At 44.6% G+C, this 21,512-nt stretch carries 18 protein-coding genes and 1 pseudogene; 15 read left to right on the top strand and 4 right to left on the bottom strand.

Annotation, left to right across the window (positions count from 1 at the left end; translation table 11 throughout):
• Positions 1–166: 166 nt before the first annotated feature.
• Positions 167–1,087, top strand: a complete 921-nt coding sequence (locus tag AB4512_RS16935) for a LysR family transcriptional regulator (RefSeq protein WP_048611266.1) — start codon at positions 167–169, stop codon at positions 1,085–1,087.
• Positions 1,088–1,268: 181 nt separating this feature from the next.
• On the top strand, positions 1,269–3,299 hold the full coding sequence (locus AB4512_RS16940) for a TonB-dependent receptor domain-containing protein (RefSeq protein ID WP_372175207.1): 2,031 nt from the start codon (positions 1,269–1,271) through the stop codon (positions 3,297–3,299).
• Between the two features lie 130 nt (positions 3,300–3,429).
• On the opposite strand, the gene AB4512_RS16945 is transcribed toward AB4512_RS16940, so the two are convergent.
• Positions 3,430–4,173, bottom strand: coding sequence for a class I SAM-dependent methyltransferase (locus AB4512_RS16945; protein WP_029235856.1), 744 nt, complete (start codon positions 4,171–4,173; stop codon positions 3,430–3,432).
• Positions 4,174–4,632: 459 nt separating this feature from the next.
• Here AB4512_RS16945 and AB4512_RS16950 point away from each other — a divergent pair, with 459 nt between their 5' ends.
• From AB4512_RS16950 to AB4512_RS16980, 7 genes and pseudogenes are all read left to right on the top strand, one after another.
• Entirely contained in the window at positions 4,633–5,157 is a 525-nt protein-coding gene (locus AB4512_RS16950; protein ID WP_017059192.1) for a GNAT family N-acetyltransferase, read from the top strand.
• 14 nt (positions 5,158–5,171) lie between these two features.
• A complete protein-coding gene (locus AB4512_RS16955) occupies positions 5,172–5,768 on the top strand; it encodes a LysE/ArgO family amino acid transporter (RefSeq protein ID WP_017059193.1) in 597 nt (198 codons plus the stop codon).
• A 13-nt stretch (positions 5,769–5,781) separates the two neighbouring features.
• Positions 5,782–5,955 (top strand): annotated as a pseudogene (locus tag AB4512_RS16960) (porin family protein); the annotation flags it as partial.
• Positions 5,956–6,168: 213 nt separating this feature from the next.
• The gene (gene sbcD / locus AB4512_RS16965) at positions 6,169–7,422 is read left to right on the top strand and encodes an exonuclease subunit SbcD (protein WP_017067000.1); all 1,254 of its coding nucleotides are present in this window, start codon (positions 6,169–6,171) and stop codon (positions 7,420–7,422) included.
• 5 nt (positions 7,423–7,427) lie between these two features.
• Positions 7,428–11,144 carry an AAA family ATPase gene (locus AB4512_RS16970; protein WP_372175209.1) on the top strand — a complete coding sequence of 1,239 codons (3,717 nt, stop codon included), beginning with the start codon at positions 7,428–7,430 and terminating at the stop codon, positions 11,142–11,144.
• Positions 11,145–11,419: 275 nt separating this feature from the next.
• On the top strand, positions 11,420–11,554 hold the full coding sequence (locus AB4512_RS16975; RefSeq protein ID WP_081324519.1) for a DUF2256 domain-containing protein: 135 nt from the start codon (positions 11,420–11,422) through the stop codon (positions 11,552–11,554).
• A 160-nt stretch (positions 11,555–11,714) separates the two neighbouring features.
• Positions 11,715–12,599: a PA4780 family RIO1-like protein kinase gene (locus tag AB4512_RS16980; RefSeq protein WP_029235559.1), complete on the top strand. Its 885-nt coding sequence runs from the start codon at positions 11,715–11,717 to the stop codon at positions 12,597–12,599.
• A gap of 147 nt (positions 12,600–12,746) precedes the next feature.
• Here AB4512_RS16980 and AB4512_RS16985 read toward each other — a convergent pair whose 3' ends face one another.
• The 3 genes from AB4512_RS16985 to AB4512_RS16995 form a co-directional block, all read right to left on the bottom strand.
• On the bottom strand, positions 12,747–13,487 hold the full coding sequence (locus AB4512_RS16985; protein WP_372175210.1) for an SDR family oxidoreductase: 741 nt from the start codon (positions 13,485–13,487) through the stop codon (positions 12,747–12,749).
• The gene (locus AB4512_RS16990; protein WP_372175211.1) at positions 13,487–15,058 is read right to left on the bottom strand and encodes a cryptochrome/photolyase family protein; all 1,572 of its coding nucleotides are present in this window, start codon (positions 15,056–15,058) and stop codon (positions 13,487–13,489) included. Before AB4512_RS16990 ends, AB4512_RS16985 begins: the two co-directional genes overlap by 1 nt.
• A 293-nt stretch (positions 15,059–15,351) precedes the next feature.
• Positions 15,352–15,774, bottom strand: coding sequence for a universal stress protein (locus AB4512_RS16995; RefSeq protein ID WP_017063967.1), 423 nt, complete (start codon positions 15,772–15,774; stop codon positions 15,352–15,354).
• Positions 15,775–16,009: 235 nt separating this feature from the next.
• Between AB4512_RS16995 and AB4512_RS17000 the strand changes: the two genes are divergently transcribed.
• From AB4512_RS17000 to glpQ, 6 genes are all read left to right on the top strand, one after another.
• The gene (locus AB4512_RS17000) at positions 16,010–17,140 is read left to right on the top strand and encodes a PcfJ domain-containing protein (protein ID WP_017059201.1); all 1,131 of its coding nucleotides are present in this window, start codon (positions 16,010–16,012) and stop codon (positions 17,138–17,140) included.
• Between the two features lie 23 nt (positions 17,141–17,163).
• Complete coding sequence (locus AB4512_RS17005; protein WP_017059202.1) at positions 17,164–17,298, top strand: hypothetical protein; 135 nt, start codon at positions 17,164–17,166, stop codon at positions 17,296–17,298.
• A 66-nt stretch (positions 17,299–17,364) separates the two neighbouring features.
• The gene (locus tag AB4512_RS17010) at positions 17,365–17,799 is read left to right on the top strand and encodes a GNAT family N-acetyltransferase (RefSeq protein WP_017059203.1); all 435 of its coding nucleotides are present in this window, start codon (positions 17,365–17,367) and stop codon (positions 17,797–17,799) included.
• Positions 17,800–18,041: 242 nt separating this feature from the next.
• Positions 18,042–18,296 (top strand): DUF3297 family protein, encoded by a 255-nt coding sequence (locus AB4512_RS17015; protein ID WP_017059204.1) that lies wholly within the window; start codon positions 18,042–18,044, stop codon positions 18,294–18,296.
• A gap of 541 nt (positions 18,297–18,837) precedes the next feature.
• Positions 18,838–20,211 carry a glycerol-3-phosphate transporter gene (gene glpT, locus AB4512_RS17020; RefSeq protein ID WP_029235174.1) on the top strand — a complete coding sequence of 458 codons (1,374 nt, stop codon included), beginning with the start codon at positions 18,838–18,840 and terminating at the stop codon, positions 20,209–20,211.
• A 77-nt stretch (positions 20,212–20,288) separates the two neighbouring features.
• Entirely contained in the window at positions 20,289–21,344 is a 1,056-nt protein-coding gene (gene glpQ / locus AB4512_RS17025) for a glycerophosphodiester phosphodiesterase (protein WP_372175212.1), read from the top strand.
• Positions 21,345–21,512: the final 168 nt, after the last annotated feature.

Raw genomic sequence — 21,512 nt, forward strand, 5'->3', positions numbered from 1 at the left:
TTTTATGTTTAAACATTTCTGACTTAGAGCTTTAAAACCCACTTAACCTTAAACTCTGCTCTGCATATTGCTCTAGATCAAAATAGGAGTGATTATCAATTGTATTACTTGTTAAGAAATAGCACTATGCGCACATTGAATTTTCTATATTGTTAATATTTGCATAATGAATCTTGCTCAAGTCGACCTCAATCTACTCGTTATTCTTAAACACCTTCTTGAAGAGAAGCACGTTTCCAACACGGCATTGGCGCTGGATATGAGCCAACCTACGGTGAGCCGATCTCTGCAAAAACTGCGTACCGTTTTCAATGATGATCTATTGGTGCGAGCGGCTTATGGCTATGAGTTAACGCCAAAAGCAGAAGCCATTAAGCAAGATCTCAATTCGGTACTGACACGTTTAGAAAAGCTGGTACATGGCGATGTATTCGAACCACAAAGCAGTGACAGTACGGTTCGTTTCTTTGGTTTAGTACCTAATGTCGCGCACTTGCTGCCCAAGGTAGTTGCGGAGATACGCCAACAAGCGCCGAACATGACTGTTGATATCGACTCGATTCCTAAACGACACTTTGAGCCTCTGTTATCTGGTGATGCGCACTTTGTGTTGTCGACCCACGAGCCATTAAGTTCAGAGCAAAATTTGTATCGAATGTTCGTGATTAGCCGAGATTACCGTTTGTTGATGAGTAAAAACCATCCTCTGGCAGATAAAGAGATCACCGTTGATGACTTGTTGAATAGCCAACTTGGTCAAATCTCACTGCAAGGGGATAAGAAGCTCTCGATCGAAAGTCGATTTAAAGATCTTGGCTTGATTGATAAGCAGCGCCAGCTGTCCATTCCAATTCAGCTTTCCAATTTTAACGTCGCGCCGGATATGGCAGAAGCAACCGACATCATCTTTCATTTACCGACACCTTTTGCTCAACAAGCCGCTAAGCAAAGAGATCTTGTTTGTAAACGCGTGCCTAAAGCGTTGCGCCACCCATCAGAAGACGTCTATCTATATTGGCATAAGCGCTTTCATAACGACCCGATGTGTCGCTGGGTTCGCAACATATTCAAAGAACTTTATACATAATTCATCTGCAGGGTGAATGAAAATTATGAATACCTATCGAGTTGAATATAGATCTCTTTCGTTATTTGAATGGTGAATAACGAGAATCGATTTTTGGTATGAAACTTTCGTTGATAAGAATGGTAGTCGGTTGTTTAATGCAAACCATTATCATTACTAATCACATATAAGAATGAATATCATGTCTGAGAGATCTCTTTTGATTCGCAAACCCCTTTTGGTTCGTAAACCCCTTTCGATCGCAGTCGCTGTTATTTGTACCTCATTTTCGGCTAACGTGTTGGCGCAAGAAGAAGCGCAAGCAACAGATGAGCAAATGGTTGTTACGGCAACTCGTACCGAGATGGCACTAAAACAAGCGCCAGCTTCGATGTCGGTTATCACCGCGCAAGACATTGAAGACAGCCCTGGTATTACCTTGGCAGACATCGTTGCCGAATCAACGAGTGTTGAGTCTGATTTTGATAGCACACGTGCTGGCCGTCAGATGATCTCTATTCGTGGTATGGATTCAGATTACACTCTTATCATGGTGAACGGTCGTCGTTTAAGCTCTGCAAGTGCCATCATCCGTGGTAACGACTTCGACCTATCAACGATTCCTGCTGATTCGATCGAACGTGTTGAAATAATCCGTGGCCCAATGTCTGCACTTTACGGTTCAGATGGTATGGGCGGTACAATCAACATCATCACTAAGGCTCCAGAAAACGATTGGAGCTCTACTCTAAGCATGGACACTTCATCTCCACTTGACGGTGATGGAGGGGAAGAGTACTCGTTGGGCTTCACGACATCTGGTGCATTGATTGATGACGAGTTGTTTGCTCGCCTTTCTGTTAACCAAACAAGCCGAGATGGCTGGCAGCCTTATACAGGTAATGGTCGAGAAGACATAACGGCTTTAGAAGAACGCGATACTTTGAGTTTGTTAGCAAGCTTGACGTGGCACGCAACAGACAACCAAACCATCGATTTTGATTTTGGTTACAGTGATGACAAACGAGATGGACTAGCGGAACACGCTACAGGTGTTAACCCGGTCGATACAAAGGTTGTACGTAATAGCCAAGCTATTACGCACAGTGGTTTTTGGAGCTGGGGTGATACGCAAGTTCGCTACTCTCGTGAAAACGTCACCGATAACGATGCTGCGGATGCTGATACCACCTATAGCAGTGATATCGAAGAGTTAACTCAGATCGTAGAAGCGTCGGCGACCACTTATCTTGGTGATAATCACACGCTTACGTTTGGTATGGACTACCAATTGAGTGAACTAACCAACAAAGAAAACTTGGTCAATGACACATCAGAAGCGTATCAAGGTGCGTTATTTATTCAAGACCAATGGCTGATGACTGATCAACTAACAGCAACCATCGGCGGTCGTTTAGATAAGCACGAGCAGTACGGTGAAGAGTTCAGCCCACGTGTGTACTTGGTTCATCAAACAACGAATGACCTGATCATCAAGGGTGGTGTGGGTAAAGCATTTAAAGCTCCAACTTTGACTCAAAACCAAGCCGACTATACAGTTAACAGCTGTAAAGGTTGGTGTGATATCGTGGGTAATGAAGACCTAAACCCAGAGACAAGCTGGAACTATGAAATCGCTGCGCTTTACACTCAGCCTCGTTGGAATGTTGAAGGTGCTCTTTTCCGTAATGAAATTCAGGATTTGATCGACCGTGGTGATACTGAATGTAGGTCGGGCGGTACTTGGGGTGGGAATGGTTTCGGTTGTGTTGATACTGGTGGCAACTTTGTGAGTAAAGGTACACGTAGCTACGTTAACGTTTCAGAAGCTGTTATCCAAGGTGCTGAGCTTACTGGCCAATTCCAAATTACTGATGAATGGGGTGTGTCTGGTAATTACACATTCTTAGACACTGAAGATAAGTCTACTGGTGAAGAATTACTTGAGCGTTACAAGCATTCGGGTTTAGTTAAACTGAACTGGAGCCCAACTTACGACCTGAACACCTTTGTTAGTGCGCGTTACCGTGGTGAACGTCAGATCGAAAGCGACCTAACTCAAGACGCTTACACAACGCTGAACCTAGGTGCTGTCTACAACGTGAATGCTTCAGTACGACTGCGTGCAGGTATCACGAACTTAACTGACGAAGCTGTATCACAAGAGCTAGAGAGCATGGGCTATGTTGAAGAGCCACGTACTTACTACGTAGGTATGACAGCGGACTTCTAATCGAGAGTTCAGTAACTGATAGCTTGATACAAAAGAACTCAAACTGGCTGATGCTCTATAAGGAGAACGGCGAGTGTGGGTTCTTTTTTTGATCTATAGGTTTGGCTTAACTCGCCACGTATCTACTTATCTAGATTTTGACACATGTGATCAGCGCATTGCCGGACTGAGTATCCCAAGGAATCAGCTTGTCATAATCGTGCTCGAAGATATTAACCTCGAAGTAGGGCTTCAATATCTCGATTAACTCTTTAAACGAGAATGCCACCATTGGGTGTTCATCATTCCACACTTGAGTTTCACCAGCAGTCGTCTTTTCGATACTAAGCTTTAGCGCTTGCTTATCACCCTGACCAGAGTAATACCAACCAGAACGGAACGTGAAATCGTCTTTGTCTTGGTTTGTTGTGTGTCTAACAAACAGGTCGTTGCTAATCTTGTCTTTATCAACAACGTTAAAACAGAAAATACCTTCTGGCTTTAACGCGCGATGCACACTTTCAATACACTCTTTAAGCTTCTCTAGGCCATCGTTGTAATGGATGGAATACAGGAAGCAAGTGATAAGATCGAGTGGTTCCGTGACCTCAAAGTTACTCATGTTTTGTACTGAGAACTTGGCTTCCGGGCAGCGAACTTCTGCGATATCTAACATCGGCTTGTTAAGATCTAGGCCACCGCTTTGGTAACCGAAATCAATAAAATGACGAACGTGTGGGCCAGTGCCACAAGCTAAATCGAGGTGTGTTTTTCCTTCATTTCCAAAGATTTGATGGAGTCTACGTACGCAGTTACTTTGCGCTTGGTAGTCAATATCTACACACATTAAATCATAGTAACCGGATAGGTCGGTATAGAGTGCGTTGGCGGACATATTTGCCTGCAGCATAAGCTGAAAAATTAGGGTGGCGCATCATATACCGAAATTGGAAAATCGCAATCAAATATTCGGTCAATGAAAGCGTTTTATTTTCTAACTTATGGTCGTTTTAAATGAGACCGTTTAAAGGGATGTTTAAGCTGCCAACAACATCAGTACGCGTGTCATCGCTATTCACTTTGCCCTGACTACTTATTCGTTAACTAAAACAGGTGTTGCTCCCTCAATGCAGCGACCATACGGGCTTTGCGGAACGCTTTTATCACGAGACGAGATAGGAAAAATATGGTATCTAGGTAAACCCAGTGTGACATTTATAATTTTATGATTAATCGTTAATTTTACTGATTCAAACCGAGTTCTTGAAAAGGAAACAATTCAGGAAAGTGGGCTGTTGATAAAAACCAAATCACTCAAGCTAAATAAGCGAACTAAACAAGGAGAGTTGAAACAATGACATCAGCAATAAATGCACAGGGTTCAATGGAAAATAGAACAGCATTGGAAAGCAGTGCTTCAATAGAAATTAAGGTGGATGACTTGTCGGGTGGGGAAGTCATTGAATTACTTGAAGAGCACCTCGCTGATATGTACGCCACTTCGCCAGCCGAAAGCGTTCATGCACTGGATCTAGATGGGCTCAAGTCACCAGAGATTACTTTTTTCAGTGCTTGGAAAGACAGCCAACTACTTGGGTGTGTTGCCATTAAAGAGCTAAATACCCAACACGCTGAACTCAAATCGATGAGAACCTCACAGTTTGCTCGAAAGTCAGGTGTTGCGAGCCAACTTTTACAGCACGTATTGGATACAGCAACCGCCCGCCAGTATCAAACAATCAGTTTAGAGACCGGCTCAGAAGACTACTTTAAGGCTGCGCGTAACCTGTATGAAAAGTTTGGCTTCGGATACTGTGAACCCTTTGCTGATTATGTGTTAGACCCGCACAGCCAGTTTATGAGTATTGAGTTGCGTTAAGAGACTAGCCTTAGATGTCGACTTACTTTGCAGGTTTCTCCCTTGGCCTTTCGCTGATTCTTGCGATTGGCTCTCAAAATGCGTTTGTTTTAAAGCAAGGGCTTAAGAACCAACACGTATTGGCAGTTTGTGCTGTATGTGCCATTTCTGACGCCTTACTGATTAGCTTTGGCGTGACGGGCTTTGGCGCAATCGTTAAGCAGTTCCCACAAATTGAGCAGTTCGCCCGTTATGGTGGCGCTATCTTTTTGGGTGTCTATTCATTCTTAAGCTTCCGATCAGCATTTACCGAAAACCACGCCTTAGAAGCCACGGCAGAAACTAAAGACTCATTAACCAAAGCGATTGCGATGTGTTTGGCGTTCACTTGGCTTAACCCGCATGTGTATTTGGATACTGTGGTATTGCTGGGGTCTATCTCAACTCAATATCAACCGGATCAAATGTTGTTTGGCGCTGGGGCGGTATCGGCGTCATTCGTGTTCTTCTTTTCACTTGGATATGGCGCTCGCTTCTTGGCTCCAATGTTTAAGAACCCGAGAGCGTGGAAGGTGTTGGAATTTGTCGTTGGCGTGATCATGGCATCTATTGCAATATCTTTGATTGTCTAGCTGCGCGTAATTAGGCTTCCATTTTGGTATAGGTGTTGAATACACGCCAGTAGAAAGCCTAACCTTACGTTTAATCTCACAAGCAGATGCAGTAAATATCGAATTCTTCGGCCCGAATGGTAATAGACTGGCAAGCCGTGATTTAGCGTTTAGCACAGTAACTCTGGGCGCTTCGTACAATTTTTGACGACCTCTGTGAAATAGCTTAAAGCTAAAGCTATGGACACCTAAAACCGCTCTAACGTTGAGCGGTTTTTTTATGTCAAAAATAACGATTGGTCACGCTATGGGCGGAGTTGGTCCAAAGCCTGAAATTAGTTGGTTTTCACAAGCTTATAAAAGGGAATTATCTCGACTATTTTGGTAGATTAAAGGTATTACAGACTTCCAGTGAGCAGCAATGAAGATTCTTCACACGTCCGATTGGCACCTTGGCCAAAACTTCTACAATAAAAGCCGCAAGAATGAACATGAACGGTTTTTACAATGGTTACTTGAGCAAGTTACAGAGCACGACATCGACGCGATCATTGTTGCTGGCGACATTTTCGATACCAGTACACCGCCGAGTTACGCTCGTGAGATGTATAACAAGTTTGTGGTCGATTCGAACAAGATCGGTTGCCAATTGGTGTTATTAGGTGGAAATCACGATTCAGTCTCTGTGCTTAAAGAGACACAACAGCTGCTCAAATACATGGGCGCAGACGTGATTCCTAATACCAATGAAGATCATGCGACTCAGGTTGTCGAACTAAAAGGCAAGAACGGCGATGTAGAAGCGCTGGTTTGTGCCATTCCTTTTATTCGCCCTCGCGATGTGTTGATGAGCCAGGCGGGTGTCACTGGCGTTGAGCGTCAGAAGCAACTCGGCGATGCAATCAAACAGCATTATCAAAGTGTTTATGATGCGGCGGTTGCTAAGCGCGCGACGTTTGTAAACAGCGAGCACATGCCGATTATCGCTACCGGTCATTTAACGGCGATGGGTGTCCAACAATCGGATTCTGTGCGTGATATCTATGTCGGCAACCTTGATGGTTTCGCCGCTGATGGCTTCCCAGACGCAGACTATATCGCACTTGGTCATATTCATCGCCCACAAGTGGTGGCAAAGCGTGAATACATTCGTTATTCAGGCTCTCCAATCCCACTAAGTTTTGATGAACTTAAGTCTCAGAAACAAGTGTGTGTTGTTGAGTTTGTTGAAGGTGAGCGCACCATTTCTCAATTGCCTGTTCCCACATTCCAACCTCTAGCTGAAATCAAAGGCGACTTGAGCGAGATCGAATCTCAGCTGAACCAATACATAGGTTTAGATAGCGAGCAAAGCGTGTGGTTATCGATCGAAGTGCAAGCGCAAGATTACCTTTCAGATCTCCAAGAACGTATGCGTGCATTGACCGAAGGCTTGAACGTTGAAGTACTTCAACTGCGCCGTGCAAGAGAGCGTCGTAATCAAGCATTAGAGCAAGAGTCGGCAGAAACCTTATCTGAACTGAGCCCGATGGACGTGTTTAGCAAGCGTATTGCCTTAGAAGAGTTTGAAACGGATTCTGAAAAAGCGCGTTTAGAGCGCATGACGGTGAAGTTTAAACAAGTGATGGTTGAAGTGTCTGAGAGCGCTCAAGCGCCAAACAAAGTAGAAGAGTAACCAGTATGAAGATTTTAAGCCTAGAATTTGAAAACCTGAACTCTTTGAAAGGACGTTGGAAGCTCGATTTTACCCAATCACCGTTTGCGGAAAATGGCTTGTTTGCGATTACTGGCCCAACAGGGGCGGGTAAAACCACCATTCTTGATGCGATTTGTTTGGCATTGTTCCACCGCACACCGCGTTTAAAGAGCATCGCTAAGGGCAACAATGAATTAATGACGCGTGGCACGGGTGAGTGTTTTGCTGAGCTGGAGTTTGAAGTGCAGGGCAAAACGTATCGCTCTAACTTCCACCAAAAGCGAGCGCGCGGAAAACACGATGGCGCATTACAAACGCCAACGTGTGAATTTGCGGATGCGGACACCGACAAAGTCTTAGAGACGATGCTGACCAAGAAAACCAAGTTGGTGGAGCAGGTAACAGGTCTCGATTTTTCACGCTTCACTAAATCCATCATGTTGTCTCAGGGTGAGTTTGCAGCGTTCTTAAATGCCAATGCTAACGACCGTGCAGAGCTACTTGAAGAGTTGACGGGAACAGAAGTTTATAGCCTGATTTCAGAGCGCATTTACGATCATTTTAAGTCGAGTGAAGAGTCGCTTAATCACCTTAAAGCGAAAGCTGAAGGGGTGAGCTTACTGTCTGAAGAGCAAGTCCAGGAGCTGACCGCAGAGCGTGAAACGCTAGAAGTAGAGCAGAAGCGTTTAGCCGAGCAATTAAAAGAGTGGCAAGCCCATCTTAGCTGGTGGAAAGACGTGACCAAAGCTGAGCAAACTATTGCGGCCAGTGAGCTCGATCTGAAAACCGCTCAAGATGAACTAGACCGTAACCAACCGTCACTAGAGCGCTTGGCAAACAGTGAGCCGGCTGAAAAGCTGCGTCCAGTACACAAAGATTTAAAGCGTTGCGAACAAGAGGTGAACACTACTCAAGCTCACCTAGATAACAGCACCAAGTTACTTGCCGTTCGTGATGCAGAAATGCAAGACGCGCAAACTAAACTGACTCAAAGCAGTGCGATTGTCGAACAGGTAAAAAGTGAGCAACAAGATCAAGATAAGATCATCGATCTCGTGCGTCCGCTAGACAACCAAATTGCCGTACTCAAAGATAAGCAAACTGCGACCGTTAATGCAGCGAACACGCTAAACGAGCAACATACGCAGCAGCTTAATCAACAGGTCGTTTTGGTTCAAAAAATAGATGCACTAAAGCAACAAGATCAACGCAGTACTGAGTACTTAAATACGCATCAAGCTGACCAGCATTTGGAAAAATACCTAGGTCAGTGGCAAGCAAAGGTCGAGCAAGTTCGTACTCTAGAGCGCCAGCATTCAGAGCAGTTGAATTCAGCGAAGCAAGCGTTGTCTACGGTTGATGCACAGCAAACGATTATCAAATCTGCTCAAGACGCTAAAGCAACGCAAGATAAAACTTTAGCTGAATTGGTTGTGCTAGAAAGTAGTGCAAAGCAACAGTGGGAAGCCTTGAAAGGCAACACTAGCGAGCAAGTGTTGAATTCGCAAAAAGATCTGTTGGAGTTTTGGAATCGCAATACGCACTCATTACTCGAGATCAATCGTGGTTTCCTAAATGCCCAACAACAGCTGCACGCAAAAACACAGGCACATCAAACCAACACCCAGTTGGTCGACAAGCTTTCGAAAGAGCGTGAAGTGCTGGTGGAACGATATAAAGAGAGAGAGACTTCGCTTGAGCGATTAACGCGTTTGATTGATCAAGAAGGCGAATTGGCGAAATACCGTGCAGCTCTAGAATCTGGGTCTGAATGCCCACTGTGTGGTTCAACAGACCATTCGGTTGAACAGTCGCAAGACATTGCAAATTTGGTCGCTCAAAAAGATAGGGAAAACCTAGAGCTAACGGCTATCAAAAAAGAAGGCCAAGAGCATCGTCAGCAGTTAGATTCTCTTACCCTTGTGATTGTGGCGCTTAACGATGACATTCAACGTGCGCAAGCGGATATTCAACAAGCTCAGCTGAATTGGCAAGGCGTTGTCGGCAAGCTTCAACAGAGCTTATCGGATTTCGTTGGCACGGCTCCTGAACTGGCACTGCTAACGATTAACGATTTAGGCAATGAAGCTACAGTCGCGACCTTTGCTCAGCAGTGTGAACTTCAACTAAGTCAGAGCGCGCAGCAACTCAAAGCGTTGGGTGATGCTAAAGCGCATTACGCTGAAGCTGAGAAACAACGCCTGTCTGTAAGTGTTATGGCTGACAAGGCGCAGTCTAATCTCGAGTTGGCCGAGCAACGCTTAGCTGATTTGAATAAGCAAAACCAAGTCGCAAACGAGCAAGTGACTCAAATAGCTCAAGCGAAAGGCCAGCAATGGAACGCTTTGAAAGAGAGCATTGTTCAAACTTCTATCGAAGCACCTGAACTTGAGCATATCGATGATTGGTTTACTGCGAAATCGCAAGCATCAAGCACATGGCAGCAAACCAAACAGCAACAGGCCGATATTGAGAAGCAACTGATTACTCAAAATGCCGAATTGAAAACGTTAGACGACAAGCTAAGCAGTGTTGAGAAAGAGCTCGCGACACTGACGCAAGAGAGTGAGTCTTTAGTGTCAGAACTCACTCGTGTAACGGCTGAAAGAACAGAGTTGTTTGGTGACAAAGACATTCAAGCCACCAGCAATGCGATGAAGCAAAGAGTCACTGAAGCAGTAAATGCATTTGATGCCGCGCAGTTAGTGCTTAACCGCAGCGAACTTGAACATCGAACCGAGCAAACCAAACACACTGGTTTCTCGGACGAGTTAGTCAGTAAGCAATCCAGCTACACACAAGCGTCGAATGCTTGGTTAGAAGCGCTGAAAACTAGCCCGTTCGAAGATGAGGCTAATTTTGAAGCAGCGTTGTTAGATGAAGAGGTTAGAACTCAACTTCAAAGCCTGAAGAAGTCTTTAGACGAAGCGATTGTCAGTGCGCAAGCTAGGTTGAACGCCGCCAAAGCGACACAAGTGGATCTACTAAATCACGAAAATGCGAAAGCATGGCAAGAGCAAGACCAACAGCAAGTTGAAGAAGCGACTACTGAGTGTCAAAACGCACAGCAAAGCCATGCAACCAAGATCGGTGCAATTTCTGCCAATCTTGAAACGGATAGCCAGAACCGCAGTAATCAGCAAGATCTGTTTAAGCAAATTGATGAGCAACAAGTCGAGTTTGATGATATCTCTCGTTTGAACTCACTTATTGGCTCTAAGAACGGCGACAAGTTCCGTAAGTTTGCCCAAGGTTTAACATTGGAAAACTTGGTGTACCTTGCGAACAAGCAGCTACAACGTTTGCATGGTCGTTACGAGCTTAAACGTAAAGCCGACGATGGTTTAGAACTGCAAGTGCTCGACACATGGCAGGGCGATGTGATGCGTGATACAAAGACTTTATCAGGTGGCGAAAGCTTCTTGGTGAGCTTGGCGTTGGCATTAGCGCTTTCTGATCTTGTGAGCTACAAAACCAGTATTGATTCTCTGTTCTTAGATGAAGGTTTCGGCACGTTGGATAGTGACACATTGGACATTGCCCTTAACGCGTTAGATAACTTGAATGCATCAGGCAAGATGATCGGTGTCATTAGCCACGTTGAAGCACTGAAAGAGCGAGTGCCCGTTCAGCTTAAAGTGACAAAACACTCTGGCTTAGGTGTGAGTGAGATGGAGAAGCAGTACAAGGTTGTCGCTTAGGTTGTTACTTTGGTTCTTGCTAAATTTATCTGCGCAGAAATAGAAACAGAGCTAGATGAAGCAGATCCCCGACTCAGTCGTTCCTCCTTCTCGAGGATGACGGAGTCGGGAGTAGTCACAAATCACTACGCAGTCACTCCTTAAAGTCAGGAACGAACGTCATAGAGAACTAGGCTTTGTTCGTATTGCCTTCGTCATTCTCTAAAGCGAGGTACGAGCGTAATAGGGAATCTCTAGTAAACGCAGGAAGTGGATGCTTCAAGAAGGGAACGGCCATGCACAAGAAACCCCATTTACCGACTAAGATATGTCCTGTTTGCCAAAAGCCTTTCGCATGGCGTAAAAAATGGCAGCGCTGTTGGGATGACGTGATCTACTGTTCTGAACGTTGTCGTCGTAATAAGTCTTAGTCCCATAATCTGAATAGATCAGGTCAATCCTCATGATCTAAACCCGTTAACTCCAATATTTCCTTCCTTTGTCGTAATTTTGATGATCCTTTAATCGTTTCGTCATTCATTTCTCAAGTTAATATTTCTATCTGTAAGATAAGTGATGTATAAAGGCGGCATGAAGATACCTAAAAGAATACAGCCTTTAGTTGACGACGGTTTAGTCGACGAGGTGACAAGCCAACTCATGAGTGGCAAAGAAGCATCGGTGTACATTGTGCGCTGCGGCGATACGATCCGTTGTGCCAAGGTATATAAGGAAATAAGCCAACGCAGCTTCAAAAAAGCGACCGCGTATCGTGAAGGCCGAAAAGTCCGAAATAGCCGCCGCGCTCGAGCGATGGAAAAAGGCTCTGGCTTTGGTCGTGAACAACAAGAAAAGGTTTGGCAAAGTGCTGAAGTGGATGCCTTATATAAACTGGCAGAAGCGGGTGTTCGTGTGCCTGTCCCTTATGGTTGCTTTGATGGCGTACTGCTTATGGAGCTGGTCACTGACGATGAGGGTTACGTTGCACCACGTTTGAACGATGTGGTGATGTCAGCAGAGCAAGCGATCGAAGACCACGCCGTGATGATGACTTACGTAGTTAAAATGCTGTGTGTTGGTTTGATCCATGGTGACTTGTCTGAGTTCAACGTATTGGTGGATGAGTACGGTCCAGTAATTATCGACTTACCACAAGCGGTTGACGCTTCGGCTAACAACAACGCTGAGTGGATGCTGGCTCGTGACATCAATAACATCCGTGACTATTACGCTCAGTTTGCTCCTGAACTGGCAAAAACCGAGTATGCCAAGGAAATGTGGGCGCTGTACGAGAAAGGCGACTTGAAGCCAGACAGCAAACTGACGGGTGAGTTTACGGAAACCGACGACTTGGCTGATATCGAAGCCATCATGCAAGAGATAGACGCTGCGCGAATTGAAGAACAACATCGACGCGAGCGAGCTAAAGAAGAGAAAGAAGGTGTTGACGATACTAAGTTCAATTGGGCTGAATAATCGTGATGATCAGTTTTGATCTTTAGCTAGATATCAACCAAACGCCTTTTAAAACAGAGGCGTTCTTTCTAAATAAAAACCCAATGGAGCTTCAACTCTGTTGGGTTTTCTTTTTTAGCACTAATGAAAGACGGACACTCGTATCAACTACCAATTTAACTGTTCACCATCGTAAGCGTAGAAGTGCCCACTGTTATCCGGTGTGGCAGTGCGAATAATATCGACCAACTGATGGGCGACATAGCTTGACTCAAACAACTTACCTTCAAGGACATTGGTCTGAAAAGGCTTCGACAGAGCTGTGTCTGTCGTGCCCGGGTGCAGAGCCAACACGGTGCCTTTCTTAATGGTGCGTTGCCATTCGATCGACATGGTTTTGATGAACATATTTAGGGCTGCTTTCGATGAGCGGTAGCTATACCAACCGCCTAATCTGTTGTCTGAAATACTACCTACTTTTGCGGATACCACAGCAAATTTTGGATTGTCACTCGCTCTAAGAATCGGCGTGAAGTGCTTTGCCAATAATAAGCTCGGTAGGGTGTTCACAGAGATGTTTTTGAGGAAAAAATCAGGGTCGATGGACGACAAGTTTTTCTCCGGTCCAAGATCTGGAGTGTGGAGCATACCCACGCAGTTGATCAACCAATCAAGTTGTTCAAACTCAGAACTCAAACGCTTGATATCAGCTTCATTGGTCGCGTCGACTTTGTGCCAGGTCAAGCGATTGTTTTCTAGTTCCGGCTGTTGAGAGTGGTAAGTCGCGTCTACATGCACATCAAGAAAATCAAACCGAGAGAGCTCAGATAATAGGTGTTTAACCACAGCGAAACCAATACCGCCGCTCCCACCGACCACCAATATGTGTAATCTGAGTTGCTCCACCATTATAAGTTCTCCAAGTTTGTGATTCGTTGTTCAGCAGTATCGAGAATCGCTTGTTGTGATTGCTCATCCATGTTGTCCCAAGAGCGATATAACATGCCCATACGTGGGTTGCGGTTTAACGCATCGCGGTGCTGGTCCATAAAGCGCCAATACAAGCTATTGAAAGGGCAAGATTGCTCGCCGCTGCGTTCTTTTATCTTGTAGTGACAGCCTTTGCAGTAGTCACTCATGCGGTTGATATAGGAACCGCTGGCAGAGTATGGTTTGGTTCCTACGATCCCGCCATCCGCAAACAGTGCCATACCTCGCGTATTTGGCATTTCAACCCACTCAATCGCGTCGACGTAAATACCGAGGTACCAACTATCGACTTGGTCTGGGTCTATACCCGTGATTAAACAGAAGTTGCCAGTGATCATTAACCTTTGGATGTGGTGCGCGTAAGCAAACTCAAGAGACTGGTCAATCGCATGCTTCATGCAGTTCATCTTGGTTTGTCCGTCCCAAAAGTAATGGGGCAGGTTATTATGTGCTGAGTAATGGTTTTTGTTGGCGTAAGCAGGCATGTTTGCCCAATAGACGGCGCGTATGTACTCTCGCCACCCCAGTATTTGGCGTACAAATCCTTCGACCTGTGCAATATCGATGCTTGGCTTATCTGGTGAGCTGTCTCGAAGACAGGATGCTTGGTAGGCCGACAGTGCTGCATCAATCACTTCTTTAGGGCTCAGCAGTTTACTGTTCAGCGAGAACGATATACGGCTATGATACAAGCTCCATTTAGAGTCGTGCTCTGTCGTCATCGCATCTTGAAACTGCCCAAATAACGGCAAGCAGACTTGGCAGAAATGAGCGAGTAGAGACAAGCTTTGTGCGCGGTTCACCGGCCATAGTAACTGGTTACCGACTTGACCAATGGTTTGTACTTGGTGACGTTCGATACGTTGCAAAATGTCGGTTATATCATTGGTAAACATCAGCGGCTGAGGTAGGTTTTCGATGTCTTGTTTCTTGAGCTTATTTCGATTGTTCGCGTCGTAATTCCATTTTCCGCCAACGGGCTTTCCGTCTTCTATCAAAATGTCGAAACGTTTTCTCATTCGGCGATAGAAGTGTTCCATCATGATGTGTTTGTCTTTTGGAAACTGTTGTTCGATCTCTTCGAATGGAAAGAGGAAGTGTTCTGTATCACAACAACCTTTGGTCGCATTGGTGAGCTTGAGCTTGTTCATCTGCTCTAAAAGGCGATATTCATCTGGCCTTTGATATTCGAATTTCTCTGCGCCGAATTCGTGTACATAGTGCTTTAGAAGTGTGTCTAGGTTTTCAAATTGCGTTGTGTCGTCAAGAGTAAGGTGTAGTACTTGATGACCTTGTTCTTTGAGTTCGTTAGCGAAGTAACCCATCGCACAGAAAAACGCGGCCACTTTTTGAACGTGAGAGGCAACATAATCTGTTTCTTGTTTTAGCTCAGCAATGATGTAAATAACGTCATCGTTAACCTGTCTAAACCATGAATGCTCAATGTTGAGTTGGTCACCTAATACAAGTCGTACCGTTTTAAATTTCATAATGCGTCCTGGTTTGTGAGGCTTGTTGTGACTGCGTTACCGCCTGTCCATTGATTGATGAAGGCATGGTCTGGGTCGTACATTTCAGTACGTTGATTCAAATCGAAATGACGTGATTTGTTAATTATTAGACGCTTACGAGTTGATAGGCTGACAAGATCACAAATGATTACTCTAAGTGGGAAATAGGAGATTTCGGTCAGGATGAGTGTGTTGAAGAGGATATCAAGCCAACCAATAATACCGATAGAGGTTGGCAAAGCCGGTTATTTTTGAGTGTCGAACTGGAGCTTCTATTCCATAGGAACAACGAGAATATCGATAGGGGAAGTATCGATGATCTGTTTAGAATGGGAGATGAGCTTATGCCAAAAATCATGGTGATGGCCGCACAGCAATAGGTCAACGCCGTTTGCTTCGATGGCATTTTTGAGCTTATCGTTCAAATCACCCGTTCCCACGAAAATGTGCTTGATTGGGTGTTTGGCGTAGGCTTCAAACTCTTTCAAATGCTTAACGGCATCTTCATTGATGGGTAAATCACCGTCATTTCCCTGAATATCAACGAGCTCTGGATAAATTTCTCCATGCGTACCATCGATATAAACAAATGAAATGCCAGCCTCCAGTTTATCAGCGAAGAAGGTCGCTCTATCAATGAGAATCTTGGTGTCGTCAGACAGTTCAAGTGCGACCAGAATATGTCGGTAATCCATAATTAAAGCCTCTTGTTGTGAGTTATGTAACAAGCATAGTTTCTGTTGACGCAAATGATATCGAAGAGATCTCATATTCCGTAAAATCATCATTCAATGTTCTTCTAAGCACTATCGTATTTATATCGCTTTGATTGGTAAGAAATTTACAAAAGGTTGATATAGTGGTTGAAGCGCTAGCTTATGCTGTTAGATAGGCTTGATAGTTCAATGCGCCAATAACGAAGAGGCATCAATGACAGCACTACTAACCATTCCCACTCGAACTTTAGGTTTCGACTACGATATTGAGATCCGAGACTGGTCTCAAAAGCTCGTCGGCTTTCATGTGTTTGAAGATGGTAGACGACCGCTTGATGGAGGCATTGGGCTGAGCCTCAACCTTGTTGAACAGTTTGACGTGAATGGTCGTTGGCTAAATTCATTACCTGCGCGTTATCGTGAAATCACCGACGACTTTCCAGAATACCAATACCAGATGTTGTGGCTTGCTGCGAATACTTATGAAGCCGCGCAATTGCTTGAATTAAGGCCTGTTATTTTGGCTTTGATCTGCATGAAATACAGTGTAGACAACAAGAAAGCACTGGCACTAAGTCGCTTAGGGCAGAAGAAGATCCTTACCAAGTTGGGCTTAGACGGCAGCAAGGCGACACTCAAATTCATCGACAAGCTAGAGCTTCATTACAATGTTGGTGATGAACTCGACCACATTGTTCGCATTCTCGAGCCACTGCAAAGACGAGTTCTTAAGTTTAAGCATTACTCAAAAGTTGGATACACAGCCCTGCGTTTGGACCAAGTTCATCCATTTCTAACTGGTAGCAGGCTAGGGATTGCAATGGTGGAAGAGGGCAGACTTAACGCACCGTCGAAGATGGCGATGTTCCAAGATGCGATATTGCTAGGGCAAGATTTGGAGATGGATGATCCACTGCGCGCGATTACCAGTCAGAACTCTTTTGCGATGTTTGAACAACTCCATGACCGCTGGACGGAGCAACGCCAATTACGTCGTTTGGAGGGTAACTGCCCAATGGATAAAGACATCCCTTATCCCGTTCCTTTACTTGGCAATGACAACATTCATCCGCTCACGGATTATTACGACCTTGAACACGAAGGCATCGAGCAGAAGCACTGTATTGGCGTGTATCACAACCGAATCATGAGCGATCGTTATGTGGTGTTCCGCATGCTCAAGCCTCAGCGTTTAACCATAGGTTTACGCCGCGTCCCGAGCAAAGCATTTCCTTTTGAAATAGACCAAATCTGCGGAAAACGAAATGCACCTCCGTCGGAATCCGCTCGCCAAGTGATTCACGACTGGCTAGAAGCGAGTAAGCAAAAATATCCTAAGCAATAGCCATTAAGTAGAAGGAATACAGGATGTTTCAACAAGGCGATCTTTGCCCTCATTGTGGTTTGATTATTGTGATGCCTACGGATCTGCAAGGTGAATGCCTAGGATGCGGCGAAGAAATTAATCAAGACCCAGCAGACGATTACGACGAAGAAGAGTAGCTTTACCTACACTTAGATTAAACAAGGCTAGGATAGCCGAATTACTCTCTTTAAAAGGACGGAAAAATGCAGAAAGTAATCTTTAGAAATTGCGATGAAAACTCACCTTATTGGCATGAGTTAGAGGGCTTATTTCAAAGTGAATGGTCTGATTTCAAGTTTAAAGATACATATAAAGAAAACGTACAACTCCCTCCAGTAATAACAGTACTTCGCGATAATGTGGTCATTGGTGGCTTGGCGTATTCCTATTTTCAAGAACCTCACCAAGTTCGTGATGTAGTGTGGATCAACGCTGTGTTTGTCGACCCTCAATGGCGCGGTCAAGGCATTGCCAGTGAACTGATTAATCGTGGTGTCAGACAGGTTTCTTCTGCAGTGCAAACTCAACTCTACGCGTACACCAATATCATGGGTCTCTACCAAGGGCTAGGTTGGTCAATCGTAAATATCGAATCAGAACCGAACCATAAAGTGATGAGTATTGAGCTTAATCGATAAGCTCGGAATAAAAGCCTGATATTAGTTTATCTGCCGTTCGAGTAATGAATTTCTCCCTTTCATCCATAATGCATAAGCCTGTTAAATTTTCGTTGAAACTCATGCCGATATCGCCTTTAAATCAAACAACTAGCTGTTGATTAAAACGATCAAGGCGATTTATTGCAGCAGTTGTTGAGCACAAAGCCTATATTGACTAGAATGACGCACTTTTTTTATTTACGTACATACAGGTAATGAACATGAGCGATACTAATTCAAGACCAGCTTTACCAGATCATCTTGCAGGCAACCCACGCAGCCCACACCACGTTGCTGAGTGTTTCGAATACCCAATCGGCATTCGTCTAAATGGTAAAGAGCGTACTGATGTTGAAGAATACTGCATCAGCGAAGGTTGGGTTAAGATCCCTTCTCCAAAAGCGCTAGATCGTTTTGGTCAGCCAATGCTTATTACTCTAAAAGGCACTGTAGAAGCTTTTTACATCGACGCATAATCATGTCGTGTGGCTAGCTAATACATCGACGCATAATCACGTCGTGTGGCTAGCTAATACTTCGAGTAATTAGCTAATGTTTGCTTAATTAGCCAACATCAAGCCACCAAGCGTTATTACCTAAAAGGGTCTAGAGAAATCTAGACCCTTTTTGTTTGCATTGATTTTAGCGAACTTCTTTAACCAATAGCCCAAACCACCTTCATAACTCCACAGATTCAACCAAAATTGTTGTTATTCACTATGCATTCGCAGTAATAACAAAGTTGTTGTTGGTTGATTTATGTTCGCTCGCTCTTTTTGGATTTATTCGTACTCGAAAGTTCTGATGTTTAATTAAACAGATACAAACAAAAATATGAAGCGCAGTCTAATTAAATGAAACTAATATTCTGTATTTAAAGTTATTTTTTGTTAATAACTACCTCTATCACAGAAATTAATCCTGAAGCACATACAATTCCCTTGATTTCGAATGAGCGCTAAATTTTTTCGTTCGAGCATTTAAATTCTTCCTTCGCCCAATAATTATGAGGTTCCTATGTTTGGAATATTCAAACCTATGGCGCATATCGATCGCTTGTCATCAGATAAGATCGATAGCACCTACACACGACTACGATGGCAGCTGTTTCTTGGCATCTTCGTTGGCTATGCGGGGTACTACTTAGTCCGTAAAAACTTTAGTTTGGCGATGCCTTATCTCATTGAACAAGGTTTTAGCCGTGGAGAACTAGGGGTTGCATTAGCGGCGGTATCTATCGCTTACGGCTTATCTAAGTTCTTAATGGGCAGTGTTTCTGACCGTTCTAACCCTCGTTACTTCCTCAGCGGTGGCTTGTTAATGTCGGCACTGGTGATGTTCTGCTTTGGCTTTATGCCTTGGGCAACAGGCAGCATCACTGCGATGTTTATCCTGCTGTTCTTGAATGGTTGGTTCCAAGGTATGGGTTGGCCAGCTTGTGGACGAACCATGGTCCACTGGTGGTCACGCAAAGAGCGTGGTGAGATAGTGTCAGTATGGAACGTTGCTCACAACGTGGGTGGCGGTTTGATTGGCCCAATGTTCTTGTTGGGGCTGTGGGCTTTTAACGACGATTGGCGAACCGCTTTTTATGTTCCTGCATTTTTTGCCACTCTCGTTGCTGTCTTTGTTTGGTTTACTGTAAGAGATACACCTCAATCTTGCGGCTTACCACCGATTGAAGAACATAAAGACGATTACCCAGACGACTACGATACGTCTCATGAGAAAGAAATGACGGCGAAAGAGATCTTCTTTAAGTACGTTTTCTCTAACAAACTGTTGTGGTCAATCGCTATTGCCAATGCGTTTGTTTACCTTATCCGCTATGGCGTACTCGATTGGGCTCCGGTTTACTTAAAAGAAGCAAAAGACTTCTCTGTAGATAAATCATCTTGGGCTTACTTCTTGTATGAGTGGGCAGGTATCCCTGGCACCTTATTGTGTGGTTGGATTTCAGATAAGTTATTCAAAGGCCGACGTGCACCTGCAGGTATCTTGTTCATGGTTCTAGTGACAGTCGCTGTGTTGGTATATTGGCTGAACCCTGCGGGTAACCCAACGGTTGATATGTTGGCACTGGTTGCGATTGGTTTCCTTATCTATGGTCCTGTAATGCTGATCGGTTTGTATGCACTGGAACTTGCACCTAAGAAAGCTGCAGGTACAGCGGCTGGTCTAACAGGTTTGTTTGGTTACTTAGGTGGCGCGGTTGCTGCGAACGCAATACTCGGCTTTATGGTTGACCATTACGGCTGGGATGGCGGCTTCATTATTTTGGTCGGCGCTTGTGTGGCTTCAATCATCTGTCTGCTTTACGCCTTCTTAGGTGAGCGTGCGCACCATAAACAAAAAGATCTCGAACGAGAGAGAGAAGCGCTAGCTCAGTAGTGTATTTACTGAATCACATCTATAAATAACAACAGAGGCAGGTATATCCTGCTTCTGTTTTATCAAGGGAAACAATAATGAAAACAACGTCACTGTCTCTGACCTTATTAGCACTAAGCTTATCTGCAAATGCATTAGCAGATCCTTTAGTGATTGCGCATCGCGGCGCTTCTGGTTATTTACCTGAACACACTTTACCCGCTAAAGCGCTCGCTTATGCGATGAAACCCGACTACATCGAACAAGATGTCGTGATGACCAAAGACGACCAATTGGTGGTTTTGCATGATCATTATCTAGACCGAGTCACCGATGTCGCGGATCGCTTTCCAACACGTGCTCGCGCAGATGGCCGCTACTACGCGATTGATTTTACGCTCGCTGAGATTAAATCCCTGAAAGTGACCGAAGGCTTTAACCTCGATGACCAAGGTAAAAGAGTGGCAGGGTACCCAACGCGCTTCCCAATGTGGCAGTCTGATTTTCGTGTCGCTACCTTTGCAGAAGAGATCGAGCTGATCCAAGGCCTAAATAAGACCTTAGGTTATGACGTGGGCATCTATCCTGAAATTAAAGCACCTTGGTTCCATCGTCACGAAGGCAAAGACATCTCCAAATCGGTACTTGCGACCTTGCATCAATATGGTTACCTATCGAAAGACGACAAAGTGTATTTGCAGTGTTTCGACGCCAATGAACTTCAACGCATTAATGATGAGCTCATGCCAGCGATGGAAATGGACCTTAAGCTCGTTCAGTTGATGGCCTATACAGATTGGAATGAAACCATGACCTACCAAGGCGACAAAGCAACGCCGTACAGTTACGACTGGATGTTTGAAGCTGGTGGCATGGAAAAAGTGGCGAGTTATGCTGAAGGAATTGGTCCTTGGAAGCCAATGTTGGTGGACAATGCATCGACCAAAGATAACATCATCATTAAACCGTTAATGAAGTCAGCAAAAGACGCGGGCTTAGACGTTCACCCATACACGTTCCGTGCCGACCCAGGAAGAATCCCAGCTTATGCTGATAACTTTGATGGCATGTTGGATGTCTTCTACAACCAAGTCAAAGTTGATGGTGTGTTTACCGACTTCCCAGACAAAGCGGTCGACTTCTTGAACCGTTAATACCCCGTCAGTTACGAGCTATTAGTAACGAGATACTAAGAGCCAAAAGCACCGACTAAAGGTGCTTTTGGCTCTTCTTTCACTTTTGGATCTCCTTGTACTGGCCTCGAAATCCTACCTATATTCTTCTTTCTCAGCCCACATTTTGATATTCACTCGGTTTACAGC

The sequence above is a fragment of the Vibrio sp. 10N.222.52.B7 genome (genome assembly GCF_041474275.1).
In the GTDB taxonomy this organism is placed as follows: domain Bacteria; phylum Pseudomonadota; class Gammaproteobacteria; order Enterobacterales; family Vibrionaceae; genus Vibrio; species Vibrio crassostreae_C.

Coding starts and splice junctions, on each gene's coding strand:
- AB4512_RS16935 (WP_048611266.1), top strand. CDS start 167: ATGAATCTTGCTCAAGTCGACCTCAATCTACTCGTTATTCTTAAACAC.
- AB4512_RS16940 (WP_372175207.1), top strand. CDS start 1,269: ATGTCTGAGAGATCTCTTTTGATTCGCAAACCCCTTTTGGTTCGTAAA.
- AB4512_RS16945 (WP_029235856.1), bottom strand. CDS start 4,173: ATGTCCGCCAACGCACTCTATACCGACCTATCCGGTTACTATGATTTA.
- AB4512_RS16950 (WP_017059192.1), top strand. CDS start 4,633: ATGACATCAGCAATAAATGCACAGGGTTCAATGGAAAATAGAACAGCA.
- AB4512_RS16955 (WP_017059193.1), top strand. CDS start 5,172: ATGTCGACTTACTTTGCAGGTTTCTCCCTTGGCCTTTCGCTGATTCTT.
- sbcD (WP_017067000.1), top strand. CDS start 6,169: ATGAAGATTCTTCACACGTCCGATTGGCACCTTGGCCAAAACTTCTAC.
- AB4512_RS16970 (WP_372175209.1), top strand. CDS start 7,428: ATGAAGATTTTAAGCCTAGAATTTGAAAACCTGAACTCTTTGAAAGGA.
- AB4512_RS16975 (WP_081324519.1), top strand. CDS start 11,420: ATGCACAAGAAACCCCATTTACCGACTAAGATATGTCCTGTTTGCCAA.
- AB4512_RS16980 (WP_029235559.1), top strand. CDS start 11,715: ATGAAGATACCTAAAAGAATACAGCCTTTAGTTGACGACGGTTTAGTC.
- AB4512_RS16985 (WP_372175210.1), bottom strand. CDS start 13,487: ATGGTGGAGCAACTCAGATTACACATATTGGTGGTCGGTGGGAGCGGC.
- AB4512_RS16990 (WP_372175211.1), bottom strand. CDS start 15,058: ATGAAATTTAAAACGGTACGACTTGTATTAGGTGACCAACTCAACATT.
- AB4512_RS16995 (WP_017063967.1), bottom strand. CDS start 15,774: ATGGATTACCGACATATTCTGGTCGCACTTGAACTGTCTGACGACACC.
- AB4512_RS17000 (WP_017059201.1), top strand. CDS start 16,010: ATGACAGCACTACTAACCATTCCCACTCGAACTTTAGGTTTCGACTAC.
- AB4512_RS17005 (WP_017059202.1), top strand. CDS start 17,164: ATGTTTCAACAAGGCGATCTTTGCCCTCATTGTGGTTTGATTATTGTG.
- AB4512_RS17010 (WP_017059203.1), top strand. CDS start 17,365: ATGCAGAAAGTAATCTTTAGAAATTGCGATGAAAACTCACCTTATTGG.
- AB4512_RS17015 (WP_017059204.1), top strand. CDS start 18,042: ATGAGCGATACTAATTCAAGACCAGCTTTACCAGATCATCTTGCAGGC.
- glpT (WP_029235174.1), top strand. CDS start 18,838: ATGTTTGGAATATTCAAACCTATGGCGCATATCGATCGCTTGTCATCA.
- glpQ (WP_372175212.1), top strand. CDS start 20,289: ATGAAAACAACGTCACTGTCTCTGACCTTATTAGCACTAAGCTTATCT.